At 69.9% G+C, this 10,545-nt stretch carries 8 protein-coding genes; 6 read left to right on the forward strand and 2 right to left on the reverse strand.

Annotation, left to right across the window (positions count from 1 at the left end):
* The first annotated feature begins 293 nt into the window (after positions 1–293).
* A complete protein-coding gene (locus MA876_RS17330; protein ID WP_248152497.1) occupies positions 294–791 on the forward strand; it encodes an HNH endonuclease in 498 nt (165 codons plus the stop codon).
* A 2-nt stretch (positions 792–793) separates the two neighbouring features.
* Here MA876_RS17330 and MA876_RS17335 read toward each other — a convergent pair whose 3' ends face one another.
* Positions 794–1,282: a MarR family winged helix-turn-helix transcriptional regulator gene (locus MA876_RS17335; RefSeq protein WP_248152503.1), complete on the reverse strand. Its 489-nt coding sequence runs from the start codon at positions 1,280–1,282 to the stop codon at positions 794–796.
* A 39-nt stretch (positions 1,283–1,321) separates the two neighbouring features.
* On the opposite strand from MA876_RS17335, the gene MA876_RS17340 reads away from it, so the two are divergent.
* Together MA876_RS17340 and MA876_RS17345 are read left to right on the forward strand one after the other, a co-directional pair.
* Positions 1,322–2,302 carry a DMT family transporter gene (locus MA876_RS17340; RefSeq protein ID WP_248152507.1) on the forward strand — a complete coding sequence of 327 codons (981 nt, stop codon included), beginning with the start codon at positions 1,322–1,324 and terminating at the stop codon, positions 2,300–2,302.
* Positions 2,303–2,309: 7 nt separating this feature from the next.
* Positions 2,310–2,870 carry a cysteine hydrolase family protein gene (locus MA876_RS17345; RefSeq protein ID WP_248152508.1) on the forward strand — a complete coding sequence of 187 codons (561 nt, stop codon included), beginning with the start codon at positions 2,310–2,312 and terminating at the stop codon, positions 2,868–2,870.
* Positions 2,871–2,913: 43 nt separating this feature from the next.
* On the opposite strand, the gene MA876_RS17350 is transcribed toward MA876_RS17345, so the two are convergent.
* Positions 2,914–4,374, reverse strand: a complete 1,461-nt coding sequence (locus MA876_RS17350) for an HNH endonuclease signature motif containing protein (RefSeq protein WP_248152510.1) — start codon at positions 4,372–4,374, stop codon at positions 2,914–2,916.
* 167 nt (positions 4,375–4,541) lie between these two features.
* Here MA876_RS17350 and imuA' point away from each other — a divergent pair, with 167 nt between their 5' ends.
* Genes imuA' through MA876_RS17365 form a run of 3 tightly spaced genes read left to right on the forward strand, consistent with a single transcriptional unit; the run spans position 4,542 to position 10,351 of the window.
* Positions 4,542–5,297, forward strand: coding sequence for a DnaE2-dependent mutagenesis accessory factor ImuA' (gene imuA' / locus MA876_RS17355; RefSeq protein ID WP_248152511.1), 756 nt, complete (start codon positions 4,542–4,544; stop codon positions 5,295–5,297).
* Between the two features lie 8 nt (positions 5,298–5,305).
* A complete protein-coding gene (locus MA876_RS17360; RefSeq protein WP_248152513.1) occupies positions 5,306–6,943 on the forward strand; it encodes a DNA polymerase Y family protein in 1,638 nt (545 codons plus the stop codon).
* Between the two features lie 12 nt (positions 6,944–6,955).
* Positions 6,956–10,351: an error-prone DNA polymerase gene (locus MA876_RS17365; protein WP_248152515.1), complete on the forward strand. Its 3,396-nt coding sequence runs from the start codon at positions 6,956–6,958 to the stop codon at positions 10,349–10,351.
* The last annotated feature ends 194 nt before the right edge of the window (positions 10,352–10,545 follow it).

Genomic DNA, 10,545 nt, shown 5'->3' on the forward strand with positions numbered 1-10,545 from the left:
GCGTTTACCCGCCCGCGTCCCTCGGTCCGGTGAGCGTGCGTTAGCCTGATCCCGACGCTTGAGAGGAAGCGGAGGGAAGCCGTGGGCAGAACTGGCAACACTCCACGCATCCGAACCATGGATGCGCTGGGACGTCATGTCCTGCGGCATTGCACGAGCGGATGCCACGGTTCTTCCGTGGCGCCGAAGCGCTGTCTGTGATCAGACGGCGCTTTTTTCATGCCCCGAAACTGCTCGATCCCGTCGAGAACGAACAACCGAGAAGCCGTCCCGGCCGTTCGAGAGGATGAGGAATGCGCACTCTGGTGCTGAATGCGGGGTATGAGCCGCTGGCCGTCGTGTCGTTCAAGCGAGCGCTCGTGCTCGTGATGAACGAGAAGGCCACGGTGATCGAGCTCGTCGAAGGCGAGCCCGTCTGGGGAGCCCGCGGATCGTACGACAGACCCGCCGTGATCCTGCTGACGAGATACGTGCGAGTGCCGGGAGGCCGCCGCATCCCCGTCACCAGACGCGGCGTGCTGCGTCGCGATGCCCACCGCTGCGGATACTGCGGCAAGTCGGCGTCGACGATCGACCACATCCTGCCCCGCTCGCGCGGGGGTGCGGACTCGTGGGAGAACCTCGTCGCGTGCTGCCTGCGCTGCAACAACCTCAAGGGCGATCGCACTCCGGAGGAGATGCGCTGGGATCTCCGTCTCGTGCCGAACGCGCCGCGCGGCGGCCAGTGGACGGTCCGCGGCGCGGACCGCACCGACCCGCGGTGGGAGCCGTACCTGGCGCTCGCCGCCTGAGTTCACTGCTCCTCGAGCAGTGACAGCCACCGAGTGAGGATCGGCTCGATCGCGGCTGATTCGCGACCGCCGAGCTCGTCGAGGAGACGATGTTCGTTCGCGAGGTGTGCCGCGAACGCTCGGTCGATCAGGTCTTGTCCTTCGGGCGTGAGACGCACGATGCGTCGACGGGCGTCGGATGCCTCGGCCCGCCGCTCGACGAGGCCGCGCGCCACGAGCCGGTCCACGCGTTTGGTGAGACCTCCCGTCGTCACGAGGGTGTGGTCGGCGAGCTCGCCCGCCGCACGCTCGTAGGGCTCGCCCGTCCGCCGAAGTGCGGCGAGTACGTCGAACTCGCCCTCGCTGAGCCCGTACTGGGCGTACACCTCGACGAGGCGTTCGGTCAGGAGCAGCGCGACGCGGTGCAGGCGACCGATCACCCCCTGCGGTGAGGGGTCGAGATCGGGCCTCTCGCGGCGCCACTCGGCCTGGATCTCGGTGATGCGGTCCATGGCGACAGTTTATCTTCCTGGCAAGCTAATATATCTTCCATGGAAGGTAATCGATTCGGTTGGATCGCGATCACCGCGATCGCTCCCATTGCGTGGGGGAGCACGTACGTCGTGACCCGCAACCTGCTGCCTGCGGACTATCCCCTGTGGGGCGGGGTGCTGCGTGCGCTGCCGGCCGGACTCCTCGTGCTGCTCCTGGCCCGTCGGCTGCCGACGGGGTCGTGGTGGTGGCGCTCGCTCGTGCTCGGCATCTTGAACGTGGGCGGTTTCTTCGTCTTGATCTACGTCGCCGGTCAGCGCCTGCCGTCGGGTCTTGCATCCACCCTGATGTCGACGTCCGCCGCGTGCATGCTCCTCTTCGCGTGGCTGCTGCTGCACCGTCGCCCTCGGCTGGCCGCCGTCGTCGGTGCGAGCGTCGGACTCGTCGGGGTCGGCGTCATGCTCGGTTTCGACGGCTCCGGTGCCGACCCGGTGGGAGTCGCCGCGTCGCTCGGCGCGATGGTGTCGTCGTCGATCGGCTTCGTCCTCACGGTGCGCTGGGGCTCGGACATCCCGGCACTCACGATGACCTCGTGGCAGCTCGTCGGCGGATCCCTCGTCCTTGTTCCCGCCGCGCTGCTCGTCGAAGGTGCTCCGCCCGCGCTCACGCTCGAGTCGGGCCTCGGGTTCGCGTATGTCACGCTCGTCGCTACGGCGGTCGCCTACGTCGCGTGGTTCGCGGGCCTGCGGCATCTGTCCCCCGGGGTGGTCGGAATCGTCGGTCTGCTCAACCCCGTGACGGGCGTCGTGCTCGGGGTGATCGTGGCCGGCGAGGGGTTCGGCTTCTCGCAGGCGGTCGGGCTCGTGCTCGTGCTGGTCGGGGTGGTGCTCGGCTCTCTGCCCCCGCGCCGGACGCCGGTCTCGAGCCCCGGGTCCGAGCTCTCGAGTGCGCGGTCGCCGCACTCGCGGGACCGGATCGGCAGAATTGCGTCCCGAGACGGCACTCGCCGCGCGCGCCGAGCCCCGTCGCGCATGATGTGATGGGGTCATGACCCGAGCTCTTCTCGTCATCGACATGCAGCGCGCGTTCGACGACCTCTCGTTCTGGGGGCCGACGACCAATCCGGCGTGCGAGGAGAACGTGGCGGCGCTCGCGGCGCAGTGGACGCGGACGGGCGAACCCATCGTCGTCGTCCACCACGATTCGACCTCGCCCGGCTCGCCCCTGAACCCCGACGAGCCCGGCAACGCGCTCGTCGACGTCGTCGCCGCGATCGAACCGGCGCTCACGGTGGGCAAGCACGTCAACTCGGCGTTCTACGGCGACCCCGATCTGCATGCGTGGCTGAAGTCGCAGGAGATCTCGGAGCTCGTGATCTGCGGCATCCAGACCAACATGTGCGTCGAGACTACGGCGCGCATGGCGGGCAATCTCGGCTACGACGTGACGGTCGCGCTCGACGCCACGCGCACGTTCGACCTGTCCACGGACGTCGCCGGCCTGGGTGTCGTGACGCGCACGGCGGACGAGCTCATGGCGACGACCGCATTGGATCTGCAAGCCGGCGGCTTCGCGACGATCGCGACGACCGCGTCGCTCATCGACTGATCTCGGTTGCCGGGAGCCCGCGCGACGGCAGGCCCGTGCGTCGTCAGAACGGTGGGTGCTCATGGGTTGCCTGTGCGTGATCGGGGGGACTCGATGAAACGAATCGCACCATCGATGGCGGTCTATCTCGGTAAGTTCGGCCCGTCGGGCTCCTCCATTCGAGGACTCCGTCGCCGAGCTGACGTACGGTCCAGTCGGTCGCGTGCTTGAGGGTGTGATGCCGGCGGCAGAAGTTCGCGAGATTGCACACGGATGTCTCGCCCCCGAGACCGGCATCGATCGTGTGGTCTGAATCGCAGCGTCGCGCGGGTCGGCGGCAGCCGGGGAAGCGGCAGCGCTCGTCGCGTGCGGCGAGGAAGCGTCTTATGTCGGCGTTCGGCCGGTAGCGGTCGACGGCGAGCACGGCCCCCGTGAGCGGGTGCGTGATCACGCGATCCCACCCGGGTGCTCTCGAGCAGAGCCGACGTGCTGTCGTGAGGTCGACAGGGCCGTAGCCGGCGAGCAGTGCGGGCGAATCGTCGGCACCTGCCAGCGAAAGCGCCGGCACCGTCACCTGCACGTGAGCGGTGATCGCCGCGAGGGCATCGCCGTCGCCGTGGGCGGCGGGAGCGCCGGCGAGGAGGAGATCGGCGAGGATGTCGGCGCGCAGCTGGTCGATCGTGCGGACCTCTGCGATCTCGTCGGGTCGAGTCATGACCTGGTCGCACACGCGATCCTCCGAGGCATGTGCGGGGTCGGCGTCTGCGTTCTGTTCGTCGAGCGCCTGGCCAGCGCCGGCCGGGAGGCCGAAAGCGTTGCTCCCGCCCGCGCGAGCGCTCGTGCCGTGGCATCCATCGTCGGATCGGACGTCCTCACCCTGACGGTCGTCGTCTTGCACGGTGCGCGCCATCTGAGTCAGCCGGTCGGCGATCGCGTAGGCGAGGGTGGCGGGAAGATCGGCGAGCAGGCGGGCCATGCCGTCGTCGAGATCGATCACGCGCACCCTTCGGTCGTCCTGCGCGTGCCGAGTGCGCTCGGCGGCGGCATCGGGATCGAGCTGTGCCGCGATCGCCTTGGCGTGGCCGCGCAACAGCGCAGGAGTGGTCTCGGATGCGATCTCGATGACCATGGCTTCGAAGCGTCGTCGAGCATCGTCGTCTTCGATCGCAGCGCCGGCGTCGAGGATCGCGCTGACGTGACCGGCATCCATCCGCCCCTCACGCCACGCGGACAGGACGGAAGGGAACTTCGTCTCGAGCGCGACGGCGTCGCCCATGCGGGTCTGCACCGTGCGGTCGCTGACCCTCATGGCGAGGCCGAGCTCGGCCGAGATCTCACGCATCGGGATGTCGGCCGAGCTGCGGGGAGCATGCGGACGGCGCGCGACCGCCAGGTCGACGGCGGCGGACAGCAACTCCCATTCGCGAGCCTGGCACCGTGCGATCGCCGCGCGCGTCTCGACCATCTCGGTGACGAGCGCGTCGAGCTCAGGCCATGACCCGGGTGTCGAAATGTGCGTGCCCATGAGACTCCGATGAAAGAGGGATCGCGATGTGGGCACTGCGCGACTTCTGAGTTCAGAATAGCATCTATCTTCGAATCTGCAACAGATTGCTCGAACATCTTGCAATGTCTGCGGATCCGCGTACAGTCGGAGCATCGCAGAAATAGAACATACGTTCTGATAGATCGATGGGGGGCATCGTGCTGGCGACCGCTACTCGCGCACCGGTTCAAGCCGATGACGTGCAGCGCCTGCGCGCACAACTCGATCGTATGCAGGGCCGCCGACTCGACGCGCCCGTTCTTCCTGTCATCCCTCCCCTCGCCGATCTGCTGCCCGGCGGTGGCCTCAAGCCCGGCGCGGCGTACTCGCTGCCGCGGTCGACGTCGCTTCTGCTCGCCCTGATGGCGCAGGCCTCGCAAGACGGCTCGTGGTGCGGTGTCGTGGGGATGCCTCGGCTCGGCGCCGAAGCGGCCGAGGCGATGGGGGTCGATCTGTCTCGGCTCGTGCTGATCCCCGATCCCGGCGCGCGCTGGCTCGCCGTCACCGCGACGATCGCCGATGTGCTCCCCGTCGTCGCCGTCCGTCCCAGCGGGCGAGCCCCCGACGGCGAGGTCGCGCGGCTCGCCGCGCGGCTGCGCGACCGCGGAGCGGTGCTGCTGGTGCAGGGTCCGTGGCCGCAGACCGAGGCGGTGCTCGAACTCGGCGAACAGGCGTGGACGGGCATCGGCCGCGGGCACGGCTATCTGCAGGAGCGCAGGATCACCATCACCTCCGCGAGCAGGCGGTGGCCGACTCCCCGGCGCACGCGTGTGCTGTTGCCGGATGCCTCGGGCGCGGTCGACACGGCGCCGGTGATCCTCAGCCGGATCGAGCCCCGGTTCGAGCACCGAGAAGAGCCTGCGGTCGAGGAACACGGCGTCGAGTGGTCGAGGGCGGGGTGAGTGCGGTGATGGATGCTCCGGTCCGCAGTCTCGTGCTGTGGTTCCCCGATTGGCCCGTGACGGCGCTCACCCGCGCGTCGGCGTCCGAGCCGCCGCGACGGGGTCGTGTGCGCGCCCCTGCGCCCCCTCCTGAGGTACAGACGCTCGATCCCGCCCTGCCGATCGCCGTCGTCGAGGGGAACGCGGTCGTCGCCTGCTCGGCGGCGGCGCGGGCGGAGGGCGTACGGCGCGGGCAGCGCCGCCGTGACGCACAGTCGCGGTGCCCGGGGCTGCGGATCATCCCCGCCGACATCGCCCGGGATCACCGTGCCTTCGCACCCGTCATCGCGCACATCGAAGAGAAGGCACCGGGCGTGCAGCTCGTGCGCCCCGGGCTCTGCGCGCTGCGCGCACGCGGACCCGCCCGCTACTACGGCGGAGAGAGCGAAGCGGCGCGCATGCTGATCGCCGAGCTGCGCGAGATCGGGTTCGGCGACGTTCGTGCGGGGATCGCCGACGGCCCCTTCACGGCCGAGCAGGCGGCCAGAGCGGGTGCCGTGCGGAGCGATCCCGTCTTCGTCGTGCCGTCCGGGGGAGCGGCCGGATTCCTCGCGCCGCTCTCGGTCGCGGTGCTCGAAGAAGCAGCGCTCGGGGCCCCAGAGAGCCGTCGCCCCGCGAGCGACGACCTCGTGGGCCTCCTCGCCCGGCTCGGCGTGCAGACGCTCGGCGACTTCGCCGCGATGCCTCCCGATCGCGTGCGCGAGCGTTTCGGGGGGCGTGGCATCCGCCTGCATGCCCTCGCCGGCGGGCGCGATTCGCAACCCGTCCAGCCGCGCACGCCTCCGCCCGAGCTGCAGCGCGACGTCGCCTTCGAGCCTCCGCTCGAGATCGCCGATCAGGTCGCGTTCGGCATGCGCGTCGTCGCCGACGACTTCATCGCGGGGCTCGGCGCGATCGATCTCGTGTGCACCGAGCTGCGGGTCGAGCTCGTCGGCGACCGGGGCGAGCGCAGCGAGCGGGTGTGGCTGCATCCCGCCTCGTTCGACGCGGCGGCGGTCGTCGACCGCGTGCGCTGGCAGTTGGGCGAAGACACCGAGAGCCTGCGCAGCGGAGTCACGCTCGTGCGGATCACTCCCGAGGCGGTGGATGCGGCATCCCACCATCGCCCCGCGATCTTCGGCTCCGCGCCCGAAGAGAAGGTGCACCACGCGCTCTCGCGCGTGCAGGCGATGCTCGGTCATCGCGCCGTCGTCACGCCCGCGGTCGGCGGCGGCAGATGGCTGACCGAGCGGCAGGTGCTCGTGCCGTGGGGCGATCGCGCCGTCGTCGCGAAGGAGCGCGCGCGGCCGTGGCCGGGGAGCCTGCCCGATCCGCTGCCGACGACGGTGTTCGCCGAGCCGCCGACGGTCGAGGTGCTGACCCTCGGCGGGTACGCGGTCGAGGTCGACGACCGGGGCGCGGTCACGGCGGTGCCGGCCGTGCTCGTCGAGGGCGGGCGCGTGCGGCGGATCGAGGTGTGGGCGGGCCCGTGGCCCGTCGTCGAGAGGGGATGGGATCCCGCACGCGCTCGCCGCGCGCATCGGTTCCAGGTGGTCGACGACGACGGGGGCGCCTGGCTTCTCGTGTGCGACCGGGGGTCGTGGACGATCGAGGGCAGCTATGACTAGGCGGTACGCCTGATGGGGTTCAACAATCCGTCCGTGCCGTGGTCCGAGATGGAGCGAGTGCTCAGCGATCGCCGCCGCCCCGGTGCGAGTCCGCCGGTCGGGGCCGACGGCGGCGACAGCCCGGCGTGGTCGCGCAAGCGGGGCCCGTACGTCGCGCCGAAGATCGAGCGTCCTGTCGAGACCGTGCCGTATGCCGAGCTGCACGCGCACTCGTCGTACTCGTTCCTCGACGGGGCGTCTTCGCCCGAAGAATTGGCCGAAGAGGCGGAGCGGCTGGGTCTCGACGCTCTGGCGATCACCGACCACGACGGGTTCTACGGCATCGTGCGGTTCGCCGAGGCATCCGAGACCCTCGCCCTTCAGACCGTCTTCGGGGCCGAGCTGTCGCTCGAGCTGCCGGGGCCCCAGAACGGCGAGGCCGACCCCGTCGGCGCGCACCTGCTCGTGCTCGCACGAGGGGAGGAGGGCTATCACCGGCTGGCGGGCGCCATCACGCACGCCCAGCTGCAGGGGGCCGAGAAGGGGCGGCCGGTGTACGACCTCGACGAGCTCGCCGCGCAGCTCGACGATCACGCCGTGATCCTGACGGGATGCCGCAAGGGCGCCGTCCGGCGCGCTCTCGCAGACGGCGGACCGACAGCCGCGGCGGAGGAGCTCGACCGGCTCGTGCACCTGTTCGGGAGGGATGCCGTGCATGTCGAGCTCATCGACCACGGCAATCCGCTCGATACCCGTCACAACGACGTGCTCGCAGGGCTCGCCGCCGAACGGCGCCTCCCGCTCATCGCGACGAACAACGTCCATTACGCCGTGCCGCAGCGTCAGCTGCTCGCTGCCGCGGTCGCCGCGGTCCGCGCGAATCGCGGGCTCGACGAGCTCGACGGCTGGCTGCCCGCGCACGCGGGTGCGCATCTGCGGTCGGGGGCCGAGATGGCGGAGCGGTTCGCGCGGCATCCGGATGCCGTCGCCCGCACCGTCCCGCTCGCGGCCGAGCTCGCCTTCCCCCTGCGACGCGCGAAGCCCGCCCTGCCGAAGCAGAAGGTGCCCGAGGGCCACACGCCGATGTCGTATCTGCGTCAGCTCGTGTGGGAGGCCGCGGAGCACAAGTATCCCGATCTGAACGAGAAGGATCGTGCCCGCATCGAGAAGGAGCTCGGTGTCATCGAGATGAAGGACTTCCCCGGGTACTTCCTGATCGTGTGGGGAATCGTGCAGGAGGCGCGGCGCCGCGGCATCCTGTGCCAGGGGCGCGGCTCGGCGGCCAACAGCGCCATCTGCTATCTGCTCGACATCACGGCGGTCGACGCGATCGCCTACGACCTGCCGTTCGAGCGGTTCCTGTCTTCGCTGCGCGAGGAGGAGCCCGACATCGACGTCGACTTCGACTCGGATCGGCGCGAAGAGATCATCCAGTGGGTCTACCGCGAGTACGGACGCGATCGCGCGGCGCAGGTCGCGAACGTCATCCAGTACCGTCCGAAGAACGCGATCCGCGACATGGCCAAGGCGCTCGGGCACTCACCGGGGCAGCAGGACGCCTGGTCGAAGCAGGTCGAGGGCTGGGGCGCCCTGCTCGAGACGAGCGCCGGGCACGACATCCCCGATCGCGTGCTCGAGTTCGCGGGCGAGCTGCTCAAGGCGCCGCGGCATCTCGGCATCCATTCCGGCGGCATGGTGCTCACCGACCGGCCCGTCGGCGAGGTCGTGCCCATCGAGCACGCGCGCATGGAGGATCGCACGGTCATCCAGTGGGACAAGGACGACGCCGCGTGGATGGGGCTCGTCAAGTTCGACCTGCTGGGGCTCGGGATGCTGGCGGCCCTGCAGTACTGCTTCGATCTCATCCGCGGTGCGACGGGAGAGGCGTGGGAGCTCGCGACGATCCCGAAGGAGGAGAAGGGGGTCTACGACATGCTGTGCCGGGCGGATTCGATCGGCGTCTTCCAGGTCGAGTCCCGCGCGCAGATGGGACTGCTGCCGCGCCTGCAGCCGCGCAGGTTCTACGACCTCGTGATCGAGATCGCGCTCATCCGGCCAGGGCCGATCCAAGGCGGGGCGGTGCATCCGTTCGTCAAACGCAAGCTCGGGCTCGAACCCGTGACGTACGCGCACGAGAAGCTGAAGCCCGTGCTCGAGCGCACGCTCGGCATCCCCGTCTTCCAGGAGCAGCTGATGCAGATGGGCATGGCGGTGGGGGGATTGACGGGGGAGGATGCCGACCTCCTGCGCCGCGCGATGGGATCCAAGCGCGGAGTCGAGCGCATCGACTCGCTCAAAGAGAAGCTCTACAAGGGCATGGCTTCGAACGGGCTCGTCGGCGACGAGGCTGATGCGATCTACGCCAAGATCCAGGCATTCGCGAACTTCGGCTTCGCCGAGTCGCATTCGCTCTCGTTCGGACTGCTCGTGTACGCGAGCTCGTGGCTCAAGCTGCACTATCCCGGCGCGTTCCTCGCGGGATTGCTGCGGGCGCAGCCGATGGGGTTCTACTCGCCCGCGACCCTCGTGTCGGATGCCCGTCATCACGGTGTCGAGGTTCGTCGGCCCGATCTGCACCTCTCGGGCGTCGAGGCCGTCCTCGAAGGCATCGAGGGTGCCGTACAGGACGGGAGGGATGCCTGCACCCATCGCATCCAGCCTCCCGTCGGCCTCTTCGACCGCGCCGCACCGAACGAGGACGCCGCCCATCGCCGCGACGGCGCCTTCGCCGTGCGGATGGGCCTGGCATCCGTCAAGGGCATCGGCACGCCGGTCGCCGAGCGGATCGTCGCCGCGCGCGATGCCGAGGGTGACTTCCGTGACCTCCGCGATCTCGTGCGCCGCACGGGCGTCACGGCCGCGCAGCTCGAGGCGCTCGCGACGGCGGGGGCCTTCGAGTGCCTCGGGCTCACCCGGCGCGAGGCGATCTGGCTCGCGGGGTCGGCGGCGCAGGATCGCATCGAGTTCCTGCCCGATTCGCTCGTGTCGGTGCAGCCGCCGCTGTTCACCGATCAGACGAGCTACGACGTGCTCGCCGCGGACCTCTGGGCGACGGGGGTCTCGACCGACGATCATCCCCTGACCCACTACCGGTCCGGGCTCGATGCGCGGGGCGTGCTCACCTCGATCGGGCTCCGCACGCATGAGTCGGGGCGACGCATCGAGGTCGCCGGACTCGTGACGCACCGGCAGCGGCCGGCCACGGCATCCGGCATCACGTTCATCAACCTCGAAGACGAGCACGGTCTCGTCAACGTCATCTGCTCGGTCGGAGTGTGGAACAGGTACCGGCGGGTCGTGCGCGATGCGCCGGCGCTCATCGTGCGCGGCGTGCTCGAGCGCTCGGTCGAAGGGGTGACGAACCTGCTCGCCGACCGGTTCGAAGACCTCAGGGTGGGGGTGCAGCATCGTTCGCGGGACTTCCGCTGAGCTGGGGGAGTGCGGATGCCGCGGCTCCCGCCGGGACGTCTCGCGCAACGTTCAGGGCCCCCGCCGAACTTGAGTTCTAGGGGTCGATGCAACGCCTGAGTGATCGGGAGTTGCCATGCAGGATCAAGGTGGGCGTCGCCCCTATCGGGGGCGGCGCCCTTCTGCGTCTCGTGTTCGGTTCCTGGAGCTGTTGG

This window comes from Microbacterium aoyamense, from assembly GCF_023155855.1.
Lineage (GTDB): Bacteria > Actinomycetota > Actinomycetes > Actinomycetales > Microbacteriaceae > Microbacterium > Microbacterium aoyamense.

Coding starts and splice junctions, on each gene's coding strand:
- MA876_RS17335 (WP_248152503.1), bottom strand. CDS start 1,282: ATGGACCGCATCACCGAGATCCAGGCCGAGTGGCGCCGCGAGAGGCCC.
- imuA' (WP_248152511.1), top strand. CDS start 4,542: ATGGGGGGCATCGTGCTGGCGACCGCTACTCGCGCACCGGTTCAAGCC.
- MA876_RS17340 (WP_248152507.1), top strand. CDS start 1,322: ATGGAAGGTAATCGATTCGGTTGGATCGCGATCACCGCGATCGCTCCC.
- MA876_RS17350 (WP_248152510.1), bottom strand. CDS start 4,374: ATGGGCACGCACATTTCGACACCCGGGTCATGGCCTGAGCTCGACGCG.
- MA876_RS17360 (WP_248152513.1), top strand. CDS start 5,306: ATGGATGCTCCGGTCCGCAGTCTCGTGCTGTGGTTCCCCGATTGGCCC.
- MA876_RS17330 (WP_248152497.1), top strand. CDS start 294: ATGCGCACTCTGGTGCTGAATGCGGGGTATGAGCCGCTGGCCGTCGTG.
- MA876_RS17345 (WP_248152508.1), top strand. CDS start 2,310: ATGACCCGAGCTCTTCTCGTCATCGACATGCAGCGCGCGTTCGACGAC.
- MA876_RS17365 (WP_248152515.1), top strand. CDS start 6,956: ATGGGGTTCAACAATCCGTCCGTGCCGTGGTCCGAGATGGAGCGAGTG.